19 protein-coding genes and 4 pseudogenes are annotated in these 25,486 nt (G+C 67.0%); 12 read left to right on the top strand and 11 right to left on the bottom strand.

Going from position 1 to position 25,486, the window contains the following annotated elements; all coding sequences use genetic code 11:
- The first annotated feature begins 222 nt into the window (after positions 1 to 222).
- A complete protein-coding gene (locus tag BLW82_RS24545; RefSeq protein WP_093501785.1) occupies positions 223 to 3,687 on the top strand; it encodes a type ISP restriction/modification enzyme in 3,465 nt (1,154 codons plus the stop codon).
- Between the two features lie 345 nt (positions 3,688 to 4,032).
- Here the strand turns inward: BLW82_RS24545 and BLW82_RS24540 are convergent.
- Positions 4,033 to 4,257 (bottom strand): annotated as a pseudogene (locus BLW82_RS24540) (tyrosine-type recombinase/integrase); the annotation flags it as partial.
- Between the two features lie 698 nt (positions 4,258 to 4,955).
- Positions 4,956 to 5,171: pseudogene (locus BLW82_RS24535) on the bottom strand (tyrosine-type recombinase/integrase); the annotation flags it as partial.
- 92 nt (positions 5,172 to 5,263) lie between these two features.
- Here BLW82_RS24535 and BLW82_RS24530 point away from each other — a divergent pair.
- A complete protein-coding gene (locus BLW82_RS24530) occupies positions 5,264 to 5,917 on the top strand; it encodes a hypothetical protein (protein ID WP_093501783.1) in 654 nt (217 codons plus the stop codon).
- A 288-nt stretch (positions 5,918 to 6,205) separates the two neighbouring features.
- On the opposite strand, the gene BLW82_RS24520 is transcribed toward BLW82_RS24530, so the two are convergent.
- Complete coding sequence (locus tag BLW82_RS24520; RefSeq protein WP_093501781.1) at positions 6,206 to 8,506, bottom strand: hypothetical protein; 2,301 nt, start codon at positions 8,504 to 8,506, stop codon at positions 6,206 to 6,208.
- 223 nt (positions 8,507 to 8,729) lie between these two features.
- Here BLW82_RS24520 and BLW82_RS24515 point away from each other — a divergent pair, with 223 nt between their 5' ends.
- Positions 8,730 to 8,981 (top strand): hypothetical protein, encoded by a 252-nt coding sequence (locus BLW82_RS24515; RefSeq protein WP_256215944.1) that lies wholly within the window; start codon positions 8,730 to 8,732, stop codon positions 8,979 to 8,981.
- Between the two features lie 124 nt (positions 8,982 to 9,105).
- Here the strand turns inward: BLW82_RS24515 and BLW82_RS24510 are convergent, their stop codons facing one another.
- Together BLW82_RS24510 and BLW82_RS24505 are read right to left on the bottom strand one after the other, a co-directional pair.
- On the bottom strand, positions 9,106 to 9,549 hold the full coding sequence (locus BLW82_RS24510) for a PIN domain-containing protein (RefSeq protein WP_218162379.1): 444 nt from the start codon (positions 9,547 to 9,549) through the stop codon (positions 9,106 to 9,108).
- A 57-nt stretch (positions 9,550 to 9,606) separates the two neighbouring features.
- Positions 9,607 to 10,056, bottom strand: coding sequence for a helix-turn-helix domain-containing protein (locus tag BLW82_RS24505; protein ID WP_093501779.1), 450 nt, complete (start codon positions 10,054 to 10,056; stop codon positions 9,607 to 9,609).
- A gap of 866 nt (positions 10,057 to 10,922) precedes the next feature.
- Here BLW82_RS24505 and BLW82_RS24495 point away from each other — a divergent pair.
- The 3 genes and pseudogenes from BLW82_RS24495 to BLW82_RS24485 all read left to right on the top strand — a co-directional run.
- Positions 10,923 to 11,404 (top strand): annotated as a pseudogene (locus BLW82_RS24495) (type I restriction endonuclease subunit R); the annotation flags it as partial.
- 45 nt (positions 11,405 to 11,449) lie between these two features.
- On the top strand, positions 11,450 to 12,622 hold the full coding sequence (locus tag BLW82_RS24490; protein ID WP_256215588.1) for an IS4 family transposase: 1,173 nt from the start codon (positions 11,450 to 11,452) through the stop codon (positions 12,620 to 12,622).
- A 436-nt stretch (positions 12,623 to 13,058) separates the two neighbouring features.
- Positions 13,059 to 14,366 carry a hypothetical protein gene (locus tag BLW82_RS24485; protein ID WP_093501777.1) on the top strand — a complete coding sequence of 436 codons (1,308 nt, stop codon included), beginning with the start codon at positions 13,059 to 13,061 and terminating at the stop codon, positions 14,364 to 14,366.
- Between the two features lie 453 nt (positions 14,367 to 14,819).
- Here BLW82_RS24485 and BLW82_RS24480 read toward each other — a convergent pair whose 3' ends face one another.
- A complete protein-coding gene (locus BLW82_RS24480; protein ID WP_093501776.1) occupies positions 14,820 to 15,311 on the bottom strand; it encodes a hypothetical protein in 492 nt (163 codons plus the stop codon).
- Positions 15,312 to 15,777: 466 nt separating this feature from the next.
- On the opposite strand from BLW82_RS24480, the pseudogene BLW82_RS24475 reads away from it, so the two are divergent.
- A pseudogene (locus BLW82_RS24475) lies at positions 15,778 to 15,921 on the top strand (aromatic amino acid lyase); the annotation flags it as partial.
- Between the two features lie 79 nt (positions 15,922 to 16,000).
- On the opposite strand, the gene BLW82_RS24470 reads toward BLW82_RS24475, so the two are convergent.
- Together BLW82_RS24470 and BLW82_RS24465 are read right to left on the bottom strand one after the other, a co-directional pair.
- Positions 16,001 to 16,429, bottom strand: coding sequence for a RidA family protein (locus BLW82_RS24470; RefSeq protein WP_371131506.1), 429 nt, complete (start codon positions 16,427 to 16,429; stop codon positions 16,001 to 16,003).
- A 104-nt stretch (positions 16,430 to 16,533) separates the two neighbouring features.
- Positions 16,534 to 16,995: a PH domain-containing protein gene (locus BLW82_RS24465; RefSeq protein ID WP_256215942.1), complete on the bottom strand. Its 462-nt coding sequence runs from the start codon at positions 16,993 to 16,995 to the stop codon at positions 16,534 to 16,536.
- A 443-nt stretch (positions 16,996 to 17,438) separates the two neighbouring features.
- Here BLW82_RS24465 and BLW82_RS24460 point away from each other — a divergent pair, with 443 nt between their 5' ends.
- The 4 genes from BLW82_RS24460 (at position 17,439) to BLW82_RS44575 (ending at position 21,819) form a co-directional block, all read left to right on the top strand.
- Entirely contained in the window at positions 17,439 to 18,302 is an 864-nt protein-coding gene (locus tag BLW82_RS24460; protein ID WP_093508234.1) for an SCO4651 family lipoprotein, read from the top strand.
- Positions 18,303 to 18,355: 53 nt separating this feature from the next.
- On the top strand, positions 18,356 to 19,594 hold the full coding sequence (locus BLW82_RS24455) for an IS256 family transposase (RefSeq protein ID WP_093496986.1): 1,239 nt from the start codon (positions 18,356 to 18,358) through the stop codon (positions 19,592 to 19,594).
- Positions 19,595 to 20,185: 591 nt separating this feature from the next.
- A complete protein-coding gene (locus BLW82_RS24450; RefSeq protein WP_093501772.1) occupies positions 20,186 to 21,379 on the top strand; it encodes an alcohol dehydrogenase catalytic domain-containing protein in 1,194 nt (397 codons plus the stop codon).
- 281 nt (positions 21,380 to 21,660) lie between these two features.
- Positions 21,661 to 21,819 (top strand): hypothetical protein, encoded by a 159-nt coding sequence (locus tag BLW82_RS44575; protein WP_177233054.1) that lies wholly within the window; start codon positions 21,661 to 21,663, stop codon positions 21,817 to 21,819.
- A gap of 224 nt (positions 21,820 to 22,043) precedes the next feature.
- Here BLW82_RS44575 and BLW82_RS24445 read toward each other — a convergent pair whose 3' ends face one another.
- The 3 genes from BLW82_RS24445 to BLW82_RS24435 form a co-directional block, all read right to left on the bottom strand.
- Positions 22,044 to 22,349 (bottom strand): putative quinol monooxygenase, encoded by a 306-nt coding sequence (locus BLW82_RS24445; RefSeq protein WP_093501770.1) that lies wholly within the window; start codon positions 22,347 to 22,349, stop codon positions 22,044 to 22,046.
- A 214-nt stretch (positions 22,350 to 22,563) separates the two neighbouring features.
- Complete coding sequence (locus tag BLW82_RS24440) at positions 22,564 to 23,511, bottom strand: phosphotransferase family protein (protein ID WP_093501768.1); 948 nt, start codon at positions 23,509 to 23,511, stop codon at positions 22,564 to 22,566.
- A gap of 688 nt (positions 23,512 to 24,199) precedes the next feature.
- Positions 24,200 to 24,778 carry a TetR/AcrR family transcriptional regulator gene (locus tag BLW82_RS24435; RefSeq protein ID WP_093501766.1) on the bottom strand — a complete coding sequence of 193 codons (579 nt, stop codon included), beginning with the start codon at positions 24,776 to 24,778 and terminating at the stop codon, positions 24,200 to 24,202.
- A gap of 91 nt (positions 24,779 to 24,869) precedes the next feature.
- Here BLW82_RS24435 and BLW82_RS24430 point away from each other — a divergent pair, with 91 nt between their 5' ends.
- On the top strand, positions 24,870 to 25,316 hold the full coding sequence (locus BLW82_RS24430; protein WP_093501765.1) for an anthrone oxygenase family protein: 447 nt from the start codon (positions 24,870 to 24,872) through the stop codon (positions 25,314 to 25,316).
- Positions 25,317 to 25,486 lie beyond the last annotated feature (170 nt).

The following is a 25,486-nucleotide window of genomic DNA, read 5'->3' as shown; positions in this document are numbered from 1 at the left end:
CGAGGAGCCTCAGCCCGACCGCGCCAGCCGTCTTTGGTCGGCACGGCCTGCCTGCACCGGCCTGTACCAGAGCTGTGGATCACCCGTGCAGCGCTGGGAGAAGGGGGCACTGCCACAGGCCGGTGGGTGTACGCAGCCTTGAGACCCTCTCGACGGTCAGTGATATTGCACTTACCGTGTGTTGAGTTGGATACCGGGAGTGTGCTGACCTCTGGGGGCGGGATGCAGCGCAGGGACGGGTTTCGGCGGATCATCAGCGAGTTCGGTGCAGCGTGCAAGCAGGCATTGCTGCACGGGCAGAAGGAAGCCGCGATCCGTCGCGCCGTGGAGACGCTTCTCGTTGACGCGGCGAACGTGTTAGGGCTACAGGCCGTCCTGCATGCCGAGGTAGCGATCGCCGCGCACCGAATCCGCCCCGACCTGGCTGTGCGGATCGGGAAGTTATCTCGCAACATCGTCGGCTACGTCGAGCTGAAGAGCCCGGACAAAAGCGTGATCCATCCTGGCGGGCTGAACCAACGTGATCGACGGCAGTGGGAGGGCATGGCGAAGCTCCCCAACTTGATCTATACCAACGGCCAGACCTGGATCATGTATCGCTCAGGGCGGCAAAACGGCGACACCATCCATCTCGAAGGCGATCTGCGTACTGCCGGCGCCCGCCTGCGGCTGCCGATAGCCAGCGAAGCCGCCTTCGAATCAATGCTGACAGCGTTCTTCAGTTGGCAGCCGCATCCACTGACATCGATGCGGGAAGTTGTCGCTCAAGTAGCCCCGCTGTGCACACTCCTGCGCGATGCTGTCCACGACCGGCTCGACGCCGAGGCCAGGCTCCCGCACCACCGGCGTCCCTTCACTGACCTGGCCTCCACTCTCGAAGTCGATCTCTTTCCCACCACTGATGACCGGGACAAACGCGCGGCCTTCGCCGACCGCTATGCCCAATCCGTCACCTTCGCGCTCCTACTCGCCAGCTCGGATGCCGCCGATGGCCGTGACAGCTCACTGGCCAAGATGAGCCTGCATGAGGTCGGCCGCCGGCTGGGAGCGGAGCATTCCGTCATGGGGCGCGCTCTGCAGATCCTCACCGACCAGGTCGAGGGAGAATTTCGCGACAGCCTCGACATGCTGGTTCGCGTCATCGACGCCATCGACTGGCGGAGCGCCCTGGCCAGCGAACCCGGCTTCCACATCCACCTTTACGAACACTTCCTGCAGGAGTACGACCCCGACCTCCGCAAGGACTCCGGCACCTACTACACCCCAGCGCCGCTGATGGAGGAGATGATCCGCCTTGTCGACGAAGTGCTGATCACCACGCTGGGTTGCCCAGGCGGTTTCGCCGATCCTGGCGTGTCCATCATCGACCCGGCCATGGGCACCGGCACCTTCCTCACCGGCATCATCGACCTCGTCGCCCGCAAGCAGTCCGAGGGCGGCAATGATGGCTTCCGCGCCGAATCCGTCCAAGAACTCGCAGGCCGACTGATCGGCTTCGAAAAGCAGATGGGCGCTTTCGCCGTTGCACAGATGCGCGTCGGGCAGATGCTGCGTTCTCTCAACGCCCGGGTTCGGCTGCGCGACATGCGCCTACATCTAGCCGACACCCTTGCCGACCCCTGGCGGCCGAGTGAACTCTTCACCCGCTACGGCGCCCTGTGGGGCCCCTTGCGCGACGACGCTGAAGCCGCAAGCTTCATCCAGCGCGAAAGCCGCATCACTGTCGTCATCGGCAATCCTCCCCATCGCGAACAGGCGGAAGGCCAGGGTGGATGGATCGAGAATGGCTCACCAGACCGAGGCGCCCCACCGCTGGACGCCTTCCGGCTACACGGTGCGGCAGGGGTGTACGAGAACAAACTGAAAAGCCTCTGCACCTACTTCTGGCGCTGGGCCACGCACAAGGTGTTCGACCAGTACGACGACCACCGTCACGGCGTTGTCTGCTTCGTTAGTACCGGCGGGTTCATCCGCAGCGCCGGCTTTCAGGGCATGCGCTCGTACCTGCGCCGCACTTGCACCGAGGGCTGGATCATCGACCTCACTCCTGAAACGAAGAGACCGCCGCTCAACAGCCGTTTCTTCCCGGGCGTCCAGCAGGAATTAGCCATCGCCATTTTTGTCCGCAAGCAAGGCGAGCGGCGAGACCAACTGGCCCCCGTCCACTACACGGCCGTCCACGGCACTCGCCGGGACAAAGAAGAGCAACTACACGACCTGCACATCAACGGCCCCGGCTGGCGCACTTCCCGGCCTGCCAAGCACGCCCCCTTCACACCCGCCTCCCAGAGCGGCTGGGACACCTTCCCCGCTCTCACCGACCTCATGCCCTGGCGTAAACCAGGCATAAAACCCAACCGGAACTGGGTCTTCAGTCCATCCAAAACCACCTTGCGCCGACGATGGGACCGCCTCGTCCAGGAACGTGACCTCTCAACGCAAAAGGCACTGTTCAAAGAGACCCGCGACCGCACCTTGGACAAGGAAGCCGTCCAGATACCCGGTCATCCCCACCCGCCGACGCTTCTCCGCGACGAGCACAGCCCCTGTCCTGTTCCGATACGCGTCGCCCGCAGAGCCTGGGACCGCCAATGGCTCATACCCGACGGGCGCGTCATCGACTTTTCCCGCCCGGAGCTGTGGCAAGCCGCCATAGACGGCCAGGTCTTCATCGTGGAACAGCACTCACAACGCCTGCAGACCGGCCCAGCCCTGCTCTTTACCGCGCTCATCCCGGACATGCACTACTTCAACGGCAACGGTGGTCGCGTGTTGCCGTTCCTGCATGCTGACCGCTCCCCCAACATCGCCCCCGGGCTGTTACATCACCTCGCCAACTCCTACGGTCTCCAAGAGGTCATCCCGGAAGACCTGCTGGCCTACGTCGGCGCCGTCACGGCCCATCCCACCTTCACCGAGCGCTATGCAGACGACCTCAACTCACTCGGCGTACGCATCCCCTTGACCGCCGCTAGTGACCTCTGGCATGAGGCCGTCAGCCTGGGACACCACATTCTGTGGGCGTCCACCTTCGGCACACGAAGCATCAGTCCAGGTGATGGACGCCCTGCAGGCACATCGAACTGGTGGAGAGAGCTGCATCCCGAGATCACATACGCCCGACAAGTCGCGCCTGACGGACTCCCCTCCACGATCACTTACGACTCCGAAAACGAGCACCTGATCATCGAGGGGGGCGTCTTCACTGGCGTCACGCCGCGCATGCGCAACTACACCACCGGCGGGCGTAACGTACTCGACAGCTGGCTCGCATACCGCAGCACCCGCAGTGCCGGCAAGGTGACCAGCGAACTCGACCGCGAGCGCCCAGAGCACTGGGAGCACGAGTGGAGTCGGGAACTCGTGGAGATCCTCGCCGTCCTCAGTCACCTGACTGGCCTGGAGCCGCGGCAGGCAGAGTTACTCGACCGCGTAGTGACCGCCCCTCTGATCGATGTGGCTGAACTGAATCGGCGCCGCATCCTCCCAGTACCCGAGCGCGCCAAGAGCGCTCGCACCGATCCGGACCACGCGTTTCTGCCCGGCCTGGAAACAGTCGATGGTCAACCTCCTGGACCTGTCGAGCCTCTAACGCCCCCGAACGACTCCCCGGGTGACGCGGCACCCGGCCGGCACTCACCTGTGCGACCCGGCCCTCATGCCCGACGGCACCGTGGTCGGGCATGATCTGCGCGGAGAGCAACTGCTTCGTGGCTCGCGATACCCCCTCCTTCATTCTCTTGCCAACGACCTCCCTGGTCGCTGACCGCCCGAAGGAGCAAGGGGCAAGCCAGAACGGATTCAGCACACATGAGGCCGGGAAACCCCGCGAACACGTGAGAACTACGGAGGGGAGTTTTCCCAGGCCAGACGCACCACAGTCAACGTTTCCGCAGGCCACAGCCCCGCCCAGGGAAAACTCCTAAAGCGGGTGTCGCAGGTTCGAATCCTGCCGGGGGCACCAGGCAAAAGGCCCCGGACCGATCATGGTCCGGGGCCTTTGACATCTGCTTTTGACATCAACGAGCACGGTCACTGACGACGGGGGCGCTTCCTGAGCAGCCGGTCCGTGTGACTCATGGCCTCGCGCTGGGTGTCCTGCACCTCGTGCGTGAACACGTCCATGGTGATGCTGATCTGCGAGTGCCCGAGGATCTCCATCACCACGCGGGGCGCGACTCCGGCCGCTGTGAGCAGGTTCGCCATGCTGTGCCGAGCGTCGTGCAGCCGGATCACGCGAAGGCCGGCGGAGATGGCACAGCTGCCTGGCGCTGTTGACCGGCAAGAAGAAGCCGAGCTGAAGGCTCGACGGCGGGCACATCTACCCGCAGACTCATCACGGCGGCTGACCTGCGCTGGGAAGATACTCCGAAAGCCACAGAGAACCCCAACCGAACGCCCTGGTAGAACGGAGTCCGTGCCAATGCACAACAAGGTCCGCCATGTTCGCCAAACGGGCGGCCAGGTTGCAGACTCCGGCAACAGAGTCCCCCTGGCACTCTTCGCGCTCTCATCCCCATGCAGCGCCTGCCACGAGTTCCTCTTTCGACTCCAAAGATCCGGCGGCCTCGTGTGCGAGCGGTGCCGAAGGTTCGAGCAACTCCACACCGCAACAGCTCGACTTGAACGGAAGATCGACGAGGCATCCGGCCGCCGACCCGCTCTCGCCCTGGTTGATGCCCCGCTCGCAGATGCCGAACGCAAGGTCAAGCACATCAAGGCACGCAACCTCCCCGCGACTGCAACCCGGGAACGGATCTTGGCGGGGCGCTTGGATAGAGAACTCGCCGATGAAGCACTGCGACGCTATACAGCGCTGCATGAACGGGCGAGGCTGAAGGCGCCCTGACCCACAACATTTTTGTGGAGCCCTCTCTGAGGCACCAACACGAGGGCCCCAGACCAGTCATGGCCCGGGGCCTTTGCGTATCTCGTTCTGCCATCAACGCAAGCGGTCAGCGGCCACCAGGCCGCCGTTTCCTGAGCAGTCGGTCCGTGTGGCTCATGGCCTCACGCTGTGTGTCCTGCACGACGTGTGTGTACACGTCCATCGTGATGCTGATCTGCGAGTGCCCCAGGATCTCCATCTCGACGCGGGGCGCGACCCCGGCCGCCGTGAGAAGCGTGGCTGTCCCGTGCCGGGCGTCGTGCAGCCGGATCACACGGAGGCCGGGCCGGCCTGAGAACCACTACTTTTCCATGGTCAACACATCCTGTCGCCAGGTAGCCTGCCGGTTCATCTGCCTGAACAGGAAGCGCACTGGTGGGAACCGTGAACGTCCGTCTTCTGATACACCTTTTGGTCTCGATCGCTATCGCCCTCGGCCTGCTTTTCACCGGCCAGGCGTTGGGCGGGATCCCACTCGGTCTGCTGGGCTTGGTGGTCTTCTTCTTTGTTCTTGATCCGTTGATCCGGTCGCTGCTTCCGGCTTCCTTCTTCCCGGCTCCGCGGGGGGCGCAGGCGACCTCTGCCCTGTACCGCGGCTGGGCCGCAAAGCTGACCGCACGCCTTGGGCGGGGAGCCTCCCGCACTGTCGAGGCCGACGCCGCGAGGTTTCGGCGAGGAGTGCGTCTCAGCATGCTCTCGTACGGCCTGCGCGACGGCAGTCAGACCCCAGGCCACCTGCTTCTTCATCAGTCCTCGAACGGCGAGGTCCAGCTGGCCTGGCGCAACCGCGGAAAGGGCGCTACTGACCAGCCGATCAGCCTTCAGGGCCCGGTGGTCGCACGCCAGGAGCGCCCGCAGCAGAATGCCGCCCAGGCCCGAATGGGGTACACCGCAGCTGTGGATCTCGGCACCGACTCCTACTGGCTGCGCCCCCACGACGCTGCCCTGCTCCAGTTCCTCCTCGGGAACGGCGCGTCAGTTACCGCCGACGGACCAGCGTCCCGACCTGCAAAGTCCCGGCATCTCTAGATCCCTGACAAGACCCAGGGCAAGAAGAAGTAGGCCTGCACGATCCGCCCCCCCTACCTGCGGGTTCGTCGCTGGTAGGGGGCTTTTCGGTGGGCGTGGGCCGTGTCTTGGGGCGTGCATGCCGTTCTCACGGGACTTGGCGTACGACTCGACCGGCTTCCTCTCTGGGATCACCCCAGCCTTGGCGAGTGCCCGCTTCCATATCTCACGTCGAGGAGGTACGCGATACGTGGCCGCCGCGTGCCACGGACCGGAGCCGGTCACCAAACATCACCGCACCGCCCGACCTCATGAGGGGCGGCCGGGGCGGACGGTGAGGTAGGTCCACTGGCTCCACGCGCTGCCGGTCTGTGCGCCCTTGGCCGGCGGCGTGTAGTGGCCGCGGATGCGGTAGTGGTCGTTGCTCGCGAAGAGCTTCAGAGCCCGGCTGTAGCCGTACCAGCCGTCGGAGTACAAGCCGATGCAACTCTGCGAGGTGGCCTGGTGCCACGCCCCCGAGTAGTAGTGCTCGACGTACACCGACATACAGCCGCCGGACTGATGGGGAGTGACCTGCAGGTTGAAGCCCAGGTTGACTTCGGACTTGTAGAAGACCTGGTAGGTGGTGGATCCGATGCGAGTGGTCGAGAGCGGCCACTGCATCTCCGTCCGGACCGTCGGCGTGAGTGTGGCACTGGTGGTCACCGTGCGCGGCGCGTAGCGGTAGTCCCCCGCGAAGGCCGCGCTGAAGACGGTGTTTCGGGTGATCTTGTAGTACGCGACGAGATTCCCCTGAGCGTCGACCTTGCCACTCTTGAGCTGTGTCCGCGACGTGCCCGCGGGCTGGTCGTACAGCGTCACGGAGCGGGAGTTGTACGTGGTCCCCAGATGCGCGGTGACCTTGACGGTCGCGCCAGAGTGGTACGACTTCGCGTCAGTGGTCACACTCAGGGTCGGAGTGGCTCGGGACACCTGCACCTTCGCCGACGCCGTGACCGGGAGGTAGGAGGTCCCACCGTCGTAGGTGAAGGCGTACGTGATCGCGCCGCCGACCTGCGGGGTGTCATGGAAGGCGAAGCTGCCGTCGGCGGCGACAGGCACGGTGCCCACCGAGTAGCCGGAGGGGTGCGCCAGGTCGGTCTTGACGACGTGGACCGCGCCGGTCGTCACATGCCCATGCGGCCAGGTGAGGTGACCGGTGACGGTCAGCGGTGCGGCACGATCGGCGGAGGAGGGAGCGGACAGCGTCATGGTGGGCGCGTACTTGGCGACCGGGATGTCGAAGGTCCGGCCGGCTGGGGCGTAGTGGCCGCTTCCGGAGTAGTCGACGCGGAAGCTCAGTTGACCGGTGAGGGGTGCCGTGCCGTCGACGCGGTAGGAGCCGAAGAAGCTGACCGGGATCCTTGCCGGGGTGGCTGTCGGGTCCGGGACGAGCACGCCGTCCGGATCGGCGTCGTCGTAGCGCGTGATGCGTACGGTGCCGGGAATTATGGATTCTCCGGCGCCGAGGCTGAGGGTCGAATCGGGCGCCACCACGAACGAGTAGGCCTCGCCGGGGGCGAGCGGAGTGGTCCAGCTTCCGTAGAGCGTGACCGGCGCGATTTCCGGGTTACGAGAGATGTGGAGCGTCGGTGTTCCCCCGGAGGCGTCTACGGCCACGCCGTAGACCCGGCTCTCGTCCGGTGCCCAGGCGAGGTCGTGTGCGGCAGAGTTCATCCCCCAGGCGAGGTCGTGCTCGGTGTAGTCGCCGTCCCCGGTTTCCGGAAACGTCTCGAAATCGCGATAGCCACTGGCCATGGTCCCGTCTGGGGCTACAGCGACAGCCTTGCCGTACAGCGGCATGGCGAACCGCCCGTCAACCGCCAGATCCGAGGTGCGGTACCGATTGACGGTCGGGTCCTGAACTGACGGGACCGCCAGATGCAGCCCGTCAGCCGTGACCGCGAAGTCGCTCAGGTCGGGGACGGGCAGCGCCTTCGCGGCCTGCCGGGTCAGCGCACTGCCCTCCGCCCGGTACGTGACGAAGGCGGAGGTGTCGCCCGTCTGCGCGGCGGCCACGAGTACGCCGGAGGGGGTCGGGGTCGTCGCCAGCAGGGGCGCTGCTGCCCAATTGCCCGAATCCTGCCGCACAGTGACCGTACCGGCTCCGTCGACGGACCCGATGCCGCCGGCGCCTGCCGTGCCGTAGCCGAACCAGAGGGTGCCCCCGGCGACGGCCAGCGAGTCCGGATGGGTGCCCGCGCCCGTGCCGTAACGAGCCGACTCGGTCAGCTTCTCCGTGCTGATCGCCGCGATCGCGTCCTGGTCCGGGAGAGCCGCGTACAGTGCGGATCCGTCGTCGGAGAGGGCGAGACCGGTGGCACCCGGCTCACCGCTGATCATCGTCGGGTTCCCGCCGTCGAGGTCGGTGACCAGAATGCCGTCGGTGCCGGCGCCGCCGCTGATGAACAGGTGTCCGTGCGGCCCGTCCACGACCATGTGCGAGAAGTGCGCGATCGGCAGCGGTACGTCCGACGCCGCGTACGAGTCGACCGCGCCGGGACCGATGACAGTCGTCAGTCCCACGAGCAGCGCCGCGGCGGTTGGCGGCGAGAATCGCGCCAGCTTCATGAAAAGCCCCCCACATGACTTTCACGATCAGGGCGCGCAACCTAGCACGGGGAAGGCCGGGCCCCGACAGCGGGTGGGGTGGAGGTCAGGAGCCGGTTCGCGGCACAAGTGCCGTCGCCTCCCAAGCTGATGGTGCCCTCGGCTGAGAGACCGTCCACTGTGCCTACCTCGCGTGCTCTACCAGCAATGCCGGCCTGTCAGTGCGGTGTGAGAGCGTCCGGGCATGAGCTACGACTTGGCTGTGTGGGAGGGCGCGCGCCCGGCGAACGACAGGGCGGCCGGGCGAACTTTCACGGCCCTCTATGACCGCTACGTCGACACGGAGGATGAACATCCCCCGACCGACCGCATTGCGGCTTACGTCGCCGCGCTCCTGGAGCGGTGGTGCGATTTGACGGAGGACGTCGAGGACACCTCCCCCTGGTCGACGGGGCCGCTGATCGGAGAGGCAAGCGGCCCGTCATCCGCTCGCTAACCCCCATCGCGGCACCTGGGTTCAGTGTCCGAGATGCCGCGTCAGGAGATCGGCGAAGCCCGGCAGGCCGGCCTTCGCGAGTCGGGCAATGGCATCGGCAGTCGTGACAGGCGGGTTGTGCTTCTCAGCGGCAAGCCTGACCACCGTGCGCCACCTCATCCGGCAGATCGCCATACAGCCCGCACAAGTACGAATCCGGGTCGATCACTCGTACTCCGCGCTCAGCCAAGTCACCCGCAGGGAAGTCGGCAAGATTCCAGGTGGCCAGCGCGGAGGCGCCGGAAGCTACCGCTGCCGCCGCATGGTGCCGGCCGTCGGGGTCATCGCCCGGCATCTCCTCCACGAGATGCTCGTAGGAGGCCGCCGTGATCTCACAGTCGGCGAAGAAACCTCGAACCGCACGGCCGACCGCGGCAGCCGACTCCGCTGAACGCCTGCCCTCCCGAACGATGACCCGCTCCCATTCCGCGAGGAGTCGCTCGGACCACACGATCTCGTGGACGGAGTCCTCCGTGAGGGCCGGCATCACGTCCATCACCGAGAACGGAAACAAGACGTTGGTGTCCACGAAGACCCGCGGTGCCACGCTCCCCCCTCTGCTTCGCCGCAGGCCGTGAGACCAGAATCAACCCGCCGATTCGGTGTCGTCCAACACGTCGGCGATCTGCCGCCGCCCCTCCCTGCGGCGCTCACGCCGCTGCTGAAACGCCAGCACATCGGCAAGACGCACCACACGGTGACTGCTTCCGGGCAGGTTCGTTGACGAAATGTCGCCCGCGTCAAGCAAGCGGGTGACAAACGGTCGGGACAGGCCCAGAAGTTCAGCGGTCTCAGCAGGCGACAGCTGAACCTCGGAGGCCAGTACCGTGACCGCATGCCCGCGGGACAGCTCGTCGGCGGAGGCGAGGAGAATACGGACCAGTTCCCGCGGCAGCGCCAGCTCACTGCCATCAGAGGCGCGTACCAAAACCTGAACCTGCTCCGGCATCATTCGGGCAGCCGCGGCGAGCGCGCGCTGATGCGAGGGATCCGGTTCGACCCTCTCGGCACGGCCAAGAACGCTCGTACGAGCCATAGCCACCCTCCAATCGCCAACCCCGGACAGAAGCCCATCTGCAATAACTGTAACCGAGGGCGCTTGCGCGGACACCACAAGGACCCCGGCTCAGAGCGCACCCCCTTCGCACTTCAGGAAGCGGGCTTCATGCGTGCGCGATGCATGAGCGGACTGTCCGGCACGAGGTGTCATGAGTGGGACCGCAGGTCAGGCATAGTGCCCCGGCAGGATTCGAACCTCCGACACCCGCTTCAGGAGTGGGATCGAATCCTTGCCGGGGAGCGCTCGGCGGTGCTGAGAGGTGCTATTTCGCCTGGTCAGTGCCCATGTACCGATGCACCAAGAAGGCCCCTCGGAAGTGATCTCCGAGGGGCCTTCTGGCCTTGCATGGGAACGAATGGGAACGCGCCGTCGGCCGGATTCCTGTGTGGGGACCCTGGGCAAACTCCCCCGGTTCGGAGCCTCCTCGCGCACGGCCGCCGCTGGACACCCTCGTCCATATCCGCGCCCTCGAGCCCGACTAGGACCCCGAGATCGTCCTTTGCGACGTCCTCTCCCATGCGGACCTGGCGGTCCTGGACTTCGTCAACGACGTAGGGGACAACTTCCGCCCGTATTTCGAGGAGGTGCCCCCCTCTCCCCAACGCCCCCAAGCCATCGCCAGACCCATTGGCAAGAGGGCCCGCCCTGCCGCGCCCACGCCGCCCGGTGCCGCGCCGAACTCGGCCAGGTCACCGACACGCTCGCCGCGCTCCAGGAATTGTCCAGGACCGGGCCGTCGAAGCCCGGCAGGTCCTCGAACCGCTCCACCAGGGCATGTGCATGGCATATGGCCTCGACGAGATAACCATCGAGATCGCCAAGGCACTCGCAGTGATCCGCCACAGCCTCGACGGATCGACGTCCTGACCTCGAGATCGACCTCAGCCATATGCGGGTGGAGAAGACCGGAGAGTACGACGTCTCGCTCACCTCCGAGGGGCCGACGACGATGCCGGGCTTCGGCGATGGCTCGGGCGGCGCCAAGGGAGCAGAGAAGTCGCTGTTCTCGCAGCTGATCGACAAGTTCAACAAACGCTTCACCGAGTTCAACGAGCAGGACGTCATCCGACCCTTCGAGGAGGCAAAGGCCGACCCGAAGGTGCGGGCGGCGGCCGTCGTCAACGACGAGGACAACTTCGACCTCGTCTTCGACAACGTCTTCGCGGACAAGATGGCCGACCGCATCGGCACCATCGCGGGCATGGGTCGCCAGTACTTCGGCCCCGACAAGGGCTTCAAGTCCAGCCTGGACCGCCGTGCCCGCAAGGCCGCCTGGCGGATGACCCGCCGCGGGGAGGGCCTAGACGCAATGCCGTTGCGTTAGCTCGTGGGCGTACGCTGTTGTGCAGTGTTCCCGGGGGTGGTTCGGGTGTCTGCGGATGTCGGCGAGTTATCAGGCTTGGGTTTGCTGACCTGGGTGTACCCGTCCGGTCTGGTGGATCGTGCAGTGGCCGCGTGCGGTCGTGCGGAACAGCGCAGGCGCCTGCTGCCGGCCCGGCTGATGGTGTATTTCGTGCTCGGGCTGGCCCTGTTCTCGCCGGCGCCGTATCTGGACGTGATGAGGCATCTGGTCGAGGGCCTGCGTGGCCAGGGCCTGCTGGGTGACTGGCGCATTCCGGCGAAATCGTCACTGTTCCGGGCCCGTCAGCGGCTGGGTCCCGAGCCGCTGCGGGTCCTGTTCACCACGACCGCGAAACCGATGGGCACCGAGGGAACTCCGGGGGCGTTCTGGCGGGGGCTGCGGCTACTGGCAGTGGACGGGACCTGCTGGGACGTTGCCGACAGCGCGGCCAACGAGGCTGCCTTCGGCCGCCCCGGAAACAGCCGCGGCCACGACAAGAGTTCCTTTCCCCAAGTACGGATGGCCTGCTTGATCGAGGTGGGCACGCACCTCGTGCTGGACGCCGAGCTGGCCGGCTGCCGCACTGGGGAAGTCACCCTCGTAAGCCGCCTGCCCCGCTCCTGCGGGCCGGGACAACTCGTGCTGGCCGACAGGGAGTTCCTCGGTGTGCCGTTGTGGCGGGCCTTCACCGCTACCGGCGCCGACCTGTTATGGAGGGTGCCGGCCAACCGGGTCCTGCCCGTTGACCGGATCCTGCGGGACGGATCCTGGCTCTCCCGCATCCACGCTCACACCGATCCCGCGCACACCGACCCGGTCACGGTGCGGGTGCTGGCCTACCAGCTGAACGGCACCGGCCACGCGGGCGAGGACTACCGGCTGGTGACCAGCCTGCTCGATGCCCGCCGCCATCCCGCCCGCCAGCTGGCCGCGCTGTATCAGGAGCGCTGGGAGGCGGAAGCCGTTTTCGCCGAGCTCAAGACGCATCAACGCGGAGCCCGCGTGGTGATCAGCAGCAAAACACCAGAAGGTGTCCTGCAGCAGATCTGGGCACATCTGCTGGTCCACCACGCGCTACGCGAGCTGATGGTGAGAACCGCCGCCACCCGGAGTCTGGATCCCGACCAGGTCTCCTTCACTGAGACCTTGCGCTCTGCCCGGCGCAGCGTGACCGTCACGCCGGGCAGTTTTTCCCCCTGACCTGCTGGTGAGAGCGCTCGTCCTGCTCCAGCATGACCTGCTGGAACGACTCCTGCCGCACAGACGCCTGCGCAGCCAGCCTCGCGTCGTCAAACGCAAGATGTCCAACTACCGCCTCAAACGGGCCGAACACCACACCTGGCCCCAGCCCACCCGCACCGGAACCCGAGCAGTGCGCATCAAACGACCCAAACCCGCCGACCCATAAAGCAACGGCATTGGGCCTAGACGACGTCGCGTACGCCCCGGCTCGACGTGCCCGCCGGGGCGCCCTTCGGCCTCGACTCGTCTTCGGCCTGACGGCGGTGGATGATCTGGTGGGTTGCCCTGGTGATCGTCGGTTCACCGGCGGGCAGCGTCGGTAGCCCGATGCTCGAGGCTCATAGCGTTCTTGTCTGATGTACGCCATAGGTAGTTGTGGAAAAAGGGGGAGACGATGGCTGAAGCCCGCAAGGCACTCGTTCCGGTGTGGACGCTGGCGACCGGCGACGTCCGGGTGCCTGCATTGGCCGGGGACGGGTCGATGACGGCCGAGCGCCTGGCAGAACTCCGCGGCGTGCTGGCCGCCCTGGCCGACGCGCCGATCGCCACGCTGGAGGTGCATCCGCTGCCGGACAAGCTCGACCGCAGCCGAGGTATCCCGCTCGATGCCGCGAGTCCGTTGGCGCAGCACCTGTCGCAGTTCATCACGCGATCGACGCGCAGTTCCCTTACAGCGGCCAGGGCGACCGCCACCGGCGAAAACCTGTACCGCATGGTGGTTCCGGCGAAGGTCGCCGCTCAGTTCGGTCAGGGCGTGGTTCGTTCGATGCCATCGAAGGTGGCGGCCGGTAGCATCCACAGCGCGCTCATGAACTCGACGGGCATCGCCGCCAATGCGACGTTCGTGCCGGTCGGCAAAGTAGCCGCAGCAGGCGCGGTCGGAGGAGCCGGTGCGACAGCCGGCGCCGCGGCCGCCGGTACCGCGGCACTCACCGTGGCCGCGCCGCTCGTGCTCATGGCCGTGGCGGTGGGGGTGAGCGCGCATGCCGACCGTAAGCGCCAGCAGGCCATCGAACACATCACGGAACTGCTGGAGCAACTGCACGAACAGAAACTCGAAGAGGAGCACAGCGAACTCGACGGCTGCCGGGATGCCATCGACAAGGCCACGGCCATTCTGCTCGACCAGGGCAAGCTCGGTGTCTCGCTGGGACTGGACTCGGCAGTGCACGCCATCAATACGGCCCTGGGCCGTGCCGACCGCCGCCTCGCTCAGTGGCAGAGCGCACTCGACAAGCTGCCCGACGGCAAGCCCGTCGAGGTCGGCAAGCTGACCAAGTCGTTTCCCGGCGTCGACAATCAAGGCGGCACCTTCCGCACCCACCTCGAACTCGCCGCCTTGGCCGTTGCGCTGAAGCGACGGGTCGTCGTGCTGCAGGCCGTCGAGCATGCGCAGGACAACCCTGACAACATGTTCGAGAACTTCACCCGCGAGCTCAAACGTGACCAGCAGCGCCTCGACGAACTGGAGTCGGGCATCGCCGGTGTCCTGGTGCGTCTTTCGGCGTTGGAGCTGGCAGGCCCGCAAGGTTGGATGCCCGTCTTCACGACTGATGAAGTCAATCGTCTGATGCGCGCGGCACACCGGATTCGCACGCTGGGCGACGGCATCGTGGTCAACAGCCGTACGGCAGACGTGGCCATCGAGATCGCCCGCGACAAGGACGGCTCGGTGGTCGTGTTCCCCGCACTGCCCATGTAGGCGCGGGCGTGCTCGCACTCACGTGGTGAGTGATGTGCGCTCGCCCGACACTCTCAAGACTCTCGATACCACCAGGACCAGCCCGGCGGTGGCACGATCGACGAGGACCAAGTCATCGGCCGGGCTTTCGTCGTCGCATGGCTGGTCAACCGCTGGGCCCCGCTGCCGGTGTCGCGGTAAGTCCCGGACGGCATCGACCGCATTCGGGCAGGGGAGCGCGAACAGATCAAGCCCCGCGATCGTAAGTCGGCGGCGGAGCCGAAGCCCACTCCGCCGCCGCTGCCGGACACCAGGAACTTCCGGCCGGGTGAGCACTCGGCGGAAGAGGTCGCCGCATTCGCGGCAGAGCTGTTGGAGGCCGGATTCTCCCTGTCGGTAAGGGCGAAGCGGTGGCGGAGTCGGCGGCTCGGCGGGCGGCGCCGCCCTGAGCCGGGTCCAACCCCGCCGAACGCACTACGCCGTGGCGCGTGCCTCGCGCCAGCGGGCGGCGTTCACCTTGTCGAGACGGTAGAACGCCTCAGCCGGGTAGGTGGAGTGGGGATCGGTAGCCCACTCGAACTTCATCGGCCAGTTACCCCGCCCATAGTGCGCGTGCAGGTGCCGGGTGAAGGCAGCCAGGGCGCCCTTGATTTGACCGCGGTCGAGGTTGATGCGCTCGACGAGGGCGGTGGTGCTGTACGCACGCTCCGGCTCGGCGGCGAGGAGGTCCAGCATGGCAGCGACGCGCTGGATCGACGGTAGATCCGTGGCAATGAGCGACCTGAAGTTATCAACGGTCCACTCCTCCACCGGCCAGTTTTCGTCGGGCTCGGCACCCTGGGTCCCACCGGGCAGCGGACTGCTCATCTCCTCCTCCCTCAGGTCCAGTTCGGCAAGCAACGCATAGACGCGAGTTACGTACTGAGCAGGGACCGGTACGGAGATGAACTGCTGGTCACGAGACATGAATCCCCCAAGTGCGGTCAATGAAAGACCCTTTGACGTCTACCAGACTGACAGACAGGCAAGTGGACTGTCTACTTTCAGAGAAGAGCGAGCAGACAGCGAAGACGATCGCCCGCAAGAACACGGTCCACCCCGCGAAATCGACCAGTACCTAACCGACGCCAACCTGGCCCTCGCCCAGAGCAACGTCGAACTCGCAGACGTCATCAAGGTCCTCGCCGCGGCAGCCGGAGAAACAGCGGCACCATCAAGGACGCCGTAGTCAACCTGTCCGCCAAGCTCGCCGACCTCACCAAACGCTGAGCAGCCAGCGCGCCCACGCCAACTCGCACAGCGTGGGGGCGCAACCCGGCGCCCGAGCGTGAACGAGGACCGAGCCCGCTCCACGGTCGACGTCGAACCTCGGTGGACAATCAACCGAGACTCAGGCTCGATTGGTCGACGTCGACGGTCTCCCGTGATCGCGGACCCGGTCTACGGCGTCAGCACCGGCTTCGGTGCTCTCGCGACCCGGCACATCAGCCCGGAGCTGCGGGCCCAGCTGCAGCGCAACATCGTCCGTTCGCACGCGGCCGGGATGGGGCCGCGGGTGGAGCGCGAGGTCACGCGGTGGTCGCCCCCGTTCCCAGCCGAGCCTGTCCCGGTAGAACGCAGGGAAGGTTGAGCAGTCTCATCAAAGATTGACCGGTTCACGCCTCGGTCGACGTCACGGCCCATGCGTCGATCTCGACGCGGAAGGCGGGATGGACCAGTCCGACCACCTGTACCAGCGAGCAGGCAGGGGGACGCGCCGGATCCTGGTGCTCGTCCCGTACTCGACGGAAGGCCGCCAGATCCTCGAGATCGGTCAGGTAGACGGTCAGCTTGACTACATGCTCAAGGTCGGAACCGGCCGACTGCAGGGCGATGGCCAGGTTCGCGTACACCTGGCGCACCTGCGCCTCGGCGTCCCCCTCACCCACCAACTGGCCTTCGCTGTCAACCGGGACCTGGCCAGACACCGCGACGACTCTTCCGGCACACGACACCGCGTGGCTGTAGCCGTTCGCCGGTGGGCTTCCCTCAGGCCGCACAAAGTGCTGCATCACAACTCCACTTCGCTGCGCAAAGACCTTCACGATCAAGGATTGCTCCGCTGCGGTCAACCTTCGATGAGGTCGCTCAGCCTTCGGCAAGACAGGGCACAGAGCCCGCAGCAAGATCGCGAAACAGGACTGGAGCCTTAAAGCGGTCGTCCACTGTGAAGTTGGGCATCAACGATCCGCCGCACATCGGAGAACCGCTTGTCCTGCCGAGTCCCGCCTGCCAGACCACTCAGGGCGTACGCCGAGTACGTGAACCCGTCCGTCGTGTGGAACCGCGCACCCCAGTTGCCGAGGCTCACCGCGCTGACACGCGACCACGGCAGACGTTGAGTGCCCCAGGGATTCACCGTGACGATCGCGTCCGTCGTGAGTTCCAGGCGTACGCGCAGCAGCCCCCACCAGGCGAAGAGGCCGAACCCCAGGGCGACGGCAGTGGCGATCCCCGCGGAGCCCACGGACTGTGTGCCCGGGTGGGAGAGCACGCCCAGCCAGGCGGACAGCGCCCCGCACGCTGGGCCGAAAGCCAGCAGGTAGCCCATGAGTCGGCCGCACCAGCCGACCCGCCACACACCGATGACACCGTCTCGCACATCGTCCACGGTTCGGATGATCCTCGCCCGCACCACACAACGGAACCGTGCGAGCCGCGACGTCGAAACCCCGAACGACCGGGGGTACTTCGGGACGGGGTGCTCGTGCCGGAGGCGTGCCAAGTTGCGGGAGGAACCACGGGGAACACCGGGGAACCAGTCGACCGCCCACCAGGCTCCGACGGCTCCGACGCTGCTCGGCCGCAGGCCGGCCCCGGAGCAAGCCCTGAATGCCCTAGCTTCCCAAGCTGAGAGTCCGGCCACGCGCGCGACCGCCGAACGTAGTGGGAGCGCGTCCAACGCGCTCTTCCCTCACGAGAGCCCGGCAAGGTCTCAGGACCCAGCCCGAGTTAGGCTCACGGCCCTGGCATGGATCTGCCATCCACCTTGGGGGGGTCGTAGGAGTGTTCGTCCTTGGTTCCGTACCACGCAGAGTGACGAGCGTGGTGTTCATGGCCGTACTGCTCGCAGGGGGATCAGTTGCCTGCGGAGGGGGCGTCAAGAGCGAGTCAGCGGTTGCAGGCCACCCCCGAGTGACTCCTGCGGCGGCCGTGGCGAGGGCGGAGAAGAACGCCAAGGACATCACGTCGCTCCGCTATCGGATCAGCGGGACCGTGCCGGGGAAAGGGCGTCTGGAGGCCGAGGCCTCCATGAACACGCAACCGCCGGCCATGAGTATGAAGATGACCGCTGCGGCCGCCCAGGGCGGGAACGGCCAGGGTAGGCGCGGCCAGTTGGACATCCGGTTCGTCGGCAAGGTGATGTACGTCGGCGGGAGTGCGGTGCGGCCCGAGACGCTGCACGGAAAGAGCTGGCTCAGCGCGGCGCCGGCCATATGGGGGCGCGGCGGAGCGGACAACCAGTCCTACGGCGTACTGCCCAGTCAGTTGCAGGCAAACCCGACTGAGCAGTCCACGCTTCTGACCGGGTCCAAGGACCTGCGTCTGATCGGGACCGAGACGGTCGACGGCGCCACGACCACGCACTACAGGGGGACGGTCAACAGCAAGGGCCTCATCGGAGGGCGCCTCGATCAGTTCATGCAGTTGGAAGTCTCCGACCCGCTCACCATGGACCTGTGGACAGACGGCAGCGGCCGCACCAAACAGTTCCGGATGCGGGCCGAGCACAACGACATGCCTGCCGGCACCGGAGACGGGCGGCTCGACCTGACCATCACCTTCCTCGACATAAATAGGCCCATGGTCATCAAAGCCCCACCGACCAAGGACACGGTTGCGTCTCTGGAAGTGGTGTACCGGTTCCCACCTGATCCGGGTGTTTGTCCCGGCGTCGGAGTGAGGGTCCGGATATGAGAACGGCCACCGGCTGATCTTCGAGATGTCTAGGCTCGAAGGAGATCAGCACGATGACCGCACCAGACAGTCTGCCCCTGCACGCTCTCGCCGAGGACAACCTCGCCGCGGCGAGTCCCGATCTGCTGCGCGCGATGGTCAAGACGTTCGCCGACGCGCTCATGTCCGCGGAGGCCGATGCCCTCTGCAATGCCGAATACGGGCAGGTCAGCGAGGAACGCGTCAATCACCGCAACGGTTATCGCCCGCGCGAGTGGGACACCCGCGCAGGGACCGTCGAACTCGCCGTCCCCAAGCTGCGGCAGGGCAGTTACTTCCCGCACTGGCTCCTGGAACGCCGCCGGCGGGCCGAGCAGGCCCTCGTCTCGGTGGTCGCCACCGCCTACCTGCTCGGTGTGTCCACCCGCCGCGTCGAGAAGCTCGCCGAGTCCCTCGGCGTCACCCAGCTGTCGAAGTCCCAGGTCAGCGCGATGGCCAAGCATCTGGACGATCAGGTCACCGCGTTCCGCAACCGGCCGCTCGATGCCGGGCCCTACACGTTCGTCTGGGTGGACGCGCTGACCCAGAAGGTCCGCGAGGGCGGCCGCATCATCAACGTCCACGCTCTGATCGCAGTCGGCGTCAACGCCGACGGACACCGCGAGATCCTCGGCATCGACGTCGCCACGGCCGAGGACGGTGCGGGCTGGCTCGCCTTCCTGCGCTCCCTGACCGCCCGCGGCCTGTCCGGTGTCCAGCTGGTCGTCTCCGACGCGCACACCGGCCTGGTGAACGCGATCGGCGCGGTCCTGCCCGGCGCATCCTGGCAGCGGTGCCGCACGCATTACGCCCGAAATTTGCTGAGCCAGGTCCCGAAGTCCGCTCAGCCGTGGGTGGCCACCCTGCTGCGGACCGTCTTCGAACAACCCGACACCGACGCTGTCCAGGCCCAGATGCGGCACGTTCTGGATGCCCTGGAAGCCAAGTTCCCCAAGGCAGCAGCCCACTTGGACGCCGCTCAGCACGACCTGCTGGCCTTCACCGCCTTCCCACGCGAGATCTGGCGGCAGATCTGGTCGAACAACCCACAGGAACGGCTGAACAAGGAGATCCGACGTCGCACCGACGTCGTCGGCATCTTCCCCGACCGCACCGCGCTGATCCGCCTGGTCGGCGCCGTGCTGGCCGAGCAGAACGACGAATGGACCGAGGCCCGCCGCTACATGGGACTCGACCTGCTGGCCAAGGCCCGGCTCCACCCGATCGAGTCAGAAACCGACGAGACCGTCCTCCCGACCGAACTCACCGCATAGCCTCAAAACGAGATCACCGAGTGGCCGGCGATACACCACTCCAGCGGACGTGACCAAGGACACCACCCCGCTCGCGGACAGCGCCCAGGAAAGATGAGCGACACCTGGGCAGAGGAGAATGTCTGAGACGGCGGCCCCGTCTCACTTTTCCGTCTCATTCAGCAGCGCAGCGTTCACGACCGTTCCGGCGAGACCCACAACCCTCCTTGCGCCGGTGACCGATCGGCGGAGTGGGCGCCTCCATTCCCGACTGCGAGAACGTAGTGGCGCGTGTTGTGGCTGAGGGTGGATGGTTCGTAACGCCTCGCTTCTGAAGCCATTGCAGATCTCGCCAAAAGCATCAGGTCCGGGCTGCCGGCTCGGTTTTCTCAAGGCCAACAACACGCGGACCTGCCCTGATGGAGATGACGTGCTTGGCCGGGAGCGTCGCACGCAGCGTTGGTGCGGTGGCATGCGGGCGTGGGGAGTCCGCTCCCGGGGTGCAGTCGTTGGGTGACGGTCCTACGTTGGGTAGGCCGAGGTCGCAAAGCCACCGAATTGATCACCGGCATTTCCACGGCCTAGTCGCCTGGATCAGCAGAGGAGATCGTCATGGCAAGCAGCAACCGCGCCGTCGTCTTCCATAACCCGAAAGACATGCGCGTCGAAGCTCTCGACTTTCCGAAGCTTCAGATGCCGAACGGGAAAAGCGCCCCGCATGGCACCATTCTCCGAATCGTCGCCACCAACATCTGCGGTAGCGACCTGCACATCTACCGCGGATCCTTCCCGGTGCCCGAGGGCATGGTGATGGGACACGAGATGACCGGGGAGGTCATCGAGGTCGGCCCCGACGTCGAGTTCCTCCGTGAGGGCGACCTTGTCTCCGTCCCGTTCAACGTCGCCTGCGGCCGATGCCGCAACTGCAGGGCGCGCCGGACCGACGTCTGCGAGACAACGAACCCCAAGGTGTCCTGCGGAGCCTACGGCTTCAACCTGGGCGACTGGGTCGGCGGCCAGGCCGAGTATCTGTTCGTCCCGTACGCCGACTTCCAGCTCCTGCGCTTCCCGGACAAGGACCAGGCCATGGCGAAGATCCGTGACCTGGCGCTGCTCTCGGACATCCTGCCCACCGCGTTCCACGGACTCATGGAGGCCGGTGCCAAGCCGGGCTCGACCGTGTACATCGCCGGCGCCGGCCCGGTCGGCCGCTGCGGCGCGGCAGCGGCGCGCCTCCTCGGGGCATCCTGCATCATCGTCGGCGACCACAGCACGGACCGTCTGGAGCTGGTGAAGAAGAACGGCTGCGAGACGATCGACCTGAGGCAGGACGCGGCGCTCACCGACCAGATCGAGGCCATCCTGGGCGAACCCAGGGTCGACTGCGCGGTCGACTACGTCGGCACCGAGGCACACGGCGTCGGCCGCGAGGGCGGGGACATGGACCCGGCCTACGCCATCAATCAGGTGGTCGACGCCACCCGGGCGGGCGGAGCAACCGGAGTCATCGGCGTCTACGGCCCCGACCCGCTCGCGAAGTCGAAGGCCGAGCAAGAGGGAACGTACCCGATCGACTTCGGCAAGGCATGGATCAAGTCGCCGCGGATCTCCGCCGGGCAGGCACCGATCATGCACTATAACCGCGAGCTGATGATGGCGATCCTGTGGGACCGCATGCCCTACTTGAGCTCCATGCTCAACACGAAGGTGATCAGCCTCGACGAGGCCCCCGAGGCCTACGCGACCTTCGACACGGGAGTGCCCGAGAAGTTCATCATCAACCCCCACGGCCTCATTCCTGCCTGAGGGCCTCCCTCGCCGGCCCGCAGTCCCCGTTCGCGGAGGCTGCGGGCCGCGCGTGGCTGCTCAGCGACAACCAACGCCGAGGCATGCCACACACGTGCCAGGTCGAGCGGGGCACGAGGGGGATGGCGGTGCCTCGCAACCGAACCAAACGAGATCGGCCCCCGACCAAACGTGCTGGTCGGGGAACGATTCCCACGAGCGTGGCGGCGCCAGAAGGAACCTCCGGCCGGTGTGTTCACCGAGCCTGGAGATCACGGGCTGGGACGTCTGGCCATAAGACCGTGACGATCCGGACGGGCGAGACGGCGCTCCGCGAGAAGGAGTCCTTCGGCGACGACTATGCGCTGGAGACGCTCGGACTTCTCGGTATGCGGCTGCTCCATGACCATGACCAGGTGCGGTTCTGCACCGAGGCCGTGGGGTCAGAGGACGCCCACTGATTCTCGAAGCCACGGTTCCGCTGATGCCCCCAGCGGCCTACCGCTGAGGGCGTCAGCGTGCCGTAACCCGAGACGGGCGCGGAAGCCGCGAAGTCGTGCCCCGTACACACGACTTCGGAGGGACCGCATCGCTCGTGGACGTGCACGACGTGGGTGAGGGGTCGGGGAGTGCGAGCATCGGGGGTGGAGGCGGCCTCGCCGGGTCGACCAGCCGCGCCCGGTCTTCAGGGAAGTTTGTGGGCGAGAACGTCGAGTCGCTCGATGGAAGGCGGCTGGGAGAACAGATCGCCGGCTCGTTCCATCAGGGCCTTGCCGAGCCGGCCGTTGAGGTGGGTCTGACGTGCGGAGTCGGTGGGGAAGGCGTCGAAGATCGCGAAGCCGGTCTCGCTCAGGCGCACGGCGAACCAGGCGACGGTGTCGGGCTCCTCCTGCACGAGGTCGAGACCCTTGCGGAGAAAGCCGGCGACCTCTTCCTCCTTGCCGGGCTTGGCCTCGACGTACACGTACAGCCCGACCTTGACGTCTGCCATGAGGGGATTCCTTTCGATGCCCGGCCGCCCGTGAGCGCCCGGGCACTGCCGTGACCGGTTGGCACAGAACGGGCCAATTATGGATGGATCACTGTGCTTTTGCGTACATTCGCCTCGCGCTGGCAGGTCGCATCAGCTCGGCATCGCAGGGCCCCGCACACACACCGTCACCGGAACTTCCCGGCTGCCCGACTGCTCGGCTGCCCGCGGTGCGTCACCGGTGCAGGGACTCGGCGACGGCCGGGTCCTCGAGCACGGTGACGCACCAGGCGAAGTGCTCGTCACCGCCGCCCGGCGCGAAGGCGTCGCTCGTGGCCATCGCATAGGCGGCCTGGTACAGCAGGAGGTCGTCGACCGCGTAGCCGAACTCGTCGGCGAACCGCGTGGTGAGCTGCCGGGTGATCTCCAGGGCGCGCTCGGCGCCCGCCGGGAAGATGGCCGCGGCCACGGCGGCGTCGAAGCGGGGGTCCCCGGCCGTGGACAGGAAGCCGTAGTCCACGAGGGCGAGCGGCCGCAGGTCGTCGTCCACCAGCACGGTCTCCGGGAAGACGTCACCGTGGACGACCGCCTCGTCGGTACGGGGCAGCGAGCGCAGCTTCCGAAGCAGCCGGGCGCGCGTGTCGTCGAAGTCGCGGACGTGCGTGGAGAGCCGGTCCGCGCACCGGCCGACCCGCCGGTCCACCAGGTCCGCCAGGGCGGACCCGAAAGTGGTGTGGCCTTCCCACAGCGGGCGCTCCTCGTCCAGCACAGGGAGGTGCTTGACCTCGTCGACGTCATGGGCGTCCGCGAGGGCGCGCAGCACACCGACCAGGCAGTCGACCGCTTCGGGCAGCACCTCGTCCGGGTCGTCGGTGCGGATCCTGCCCGCCAGGGGCTCGCCGGTCAGCTCCCGCTCCACGGTCATCGGGACACCGTCGATGTCCTCGACGGCGAGGATCTCCGGGGAGCCGAGCGGCAGGTGCGCCGCGGCGTCGGCGTAGAAACGCTGCATCCGGCGCAGTTCGGATCCCCGTCGGCGCTCCCACACCTTGGCCACCGTTCCGTCCCCGAGTCGGTAGACGGTTCCCTCCACCGCTGCCTCGACGGGCCCGGCGTCGGGATATCCGGCGTCGACGAAATGTCGTACGCGCCGGGCCGTGGTGTCCCGTATCGCATCGGACATCTCGTGCCTCCTTACGCCCCCCGGCGTGAACGACCGGCCGGTCGGCGGGGCCGACGCCGGGTCCATCTCCCACGGTAGGCCCCTCGCCCGCGCGACACCCGGTGACGGAGCGCTGCCGGGCGCCGTGCGGTCCGCCAGGCGTACACGGCGGAACTGTGCCGGCAGATCCTGCGCATCCGGAGCCGACAGTGGCTGTTCCTTCGTACGCCGACGGCCGCGTCCGGCCACTGGGCGGGGACCCGCCGACGGGCACCACGCACTGCGGCGTCCGTCGGCCGCAGCCCCCTACCGCGCAACCGATCCGCCCCGCCCATCGGCCGACCGACGGCTCACGGTTTTCGTGACGCACCAAACCGTTGGGCACGCACCGCCGGGCGATCAGGACGGCCCGCCGGCGGACTGCCCGGACAGCGACGTTCGGGTTGACCGCACCGAGTTCGCCCTTGAGATCACGGTCGTCGGCGACGGCGGCGCGTGGTGCACCCACTCACCGCCCGCGCGTCGGAGCCGGCCGGTGCAGCTGCCCGTGGCCCGGAGGCCGGGGCTGCCGGTGCGGCGCTGTGCGCCGGGGGGATCGCTCCGGACTCCGTGATGCGTCTGCGGCTGCGCCGTGCAGGTGCGGGGAAGCGACGGCGCGGACAGGCAGCGGGGTCCGGGGGTCCGGCCGCGTGCGGGCCGGGGCGGTGCGTCAGGTCACGACGAGCCGGTCCACCAGCAGTTCCACCCTCCGCTCGGCGTCCCCGCGGGGCAGCCGGCCGGCCCGGGTCAGGGTGGCCAGCCCGTGCAGGGCCGCCCAGAACACCTCGGTGAACAGCCCCGGGTGAACGCCGTCCCCGGCGACCTCGCCCAAGCTCTCCATCAGTGCGGCGAAGGCGTCCTTCAGCGGTTCGGGGGTGTCCTCCTGCGCGTACGGGAGGCCGCCGTCGAGCTGGAACAGGGCGTCGTAGACCGCCGGATTGCGCTCGGCGAAGTCGAGGTAGGCGCGAGCGAGGGCGGCGACCCGCTCGCGCGGGCTGTTCGCGGCGGACGCCGCGGCGCGCACCGCCGCGGCCATCTCGGCGGCACCCTCCAGGGCGACGGCACCGATGATCTCGCGCTTGCCGCGGAAGTGGCTGTAGAGGACGGGCTGGCTGTATTCGATGCGCTCGGCGAGCCGGCGTGTGGTGACCGCATCCCAGCCCTGCTGCTCCGCGAGTTCGCGGGCCGTGGCCACGATGAGGCGCTCGCGCACCGCCCGCTCGCGCTGCTTGCGTTCCTGGACCGACATGACTCGGATCCTAGCACCGCTAGACAACCAAGCAGCAGCAGTACTAGCGTTGCCTCATCAGCTAGCAGCGCTAGATTCTGGAAGGGGCAACATGCTCGGCACGCTCGAAGTGGTCACCACTGTGGCCGTCGGACTGATGGTGGGGGTGGAGTTCTCCGTCGCCTTCGTCATGAACCCGATCTTCAACGCCCTTCCGGAGGACAGTCACCAGCTGGCCCGCTCCCACGGGGGCCGGATGCTCGGCACCGTGATGCCGTTCTGGTACATCGGCTCGCTCGTCCTTGTCGGCATCTGGGCCGTCGCCGGATGGCGCCACCACGGCACCGGCCTTGTCGTCACCGCCGCCGCCCTGCTGATCGCCAGCGTGATCATGTCGATCCTGCTGCTCGTCCCGATCAACAACCGGGGCAAGACATGGACCCCCGAGAACCGGCCCGCCGACTGGAAGCAGCAGATGAAGCGCTGGGACCGCTTTCACTACGTCCGCGTCGCCGTCATCATCGCCGCCTTCGCCCTGCTGGTCGCCGCCCTCACCTGAGCCCGCACCGCGGCGGCAGCGCGCTGGGGGGGCGACGGCGCCCGGGCCTGTGTGTCCTGCGTCGCAGCGGCGCAACGCCTCCCGATGGCCAAGGCGCGTGTGGAGTACGGACGGTGTGCTTCACCGGTCCGCGGTTTGGACTGTGTCTCGGATGGTGCGTGTGAACGCCC

This window comes from Streptomyces sp. Ag109_O5-10 (assembly GCF_900105755.1).
In the GTDB taxonomy this organism is placed as follows: Bacteria; Actinomycetota; Actinomycetes; order Streptomycetales; family Streptomycetaceae; genus Streptomyces.
This window is presented reverse-complemented; position numbering and strand designations above follow the sequence as displayed.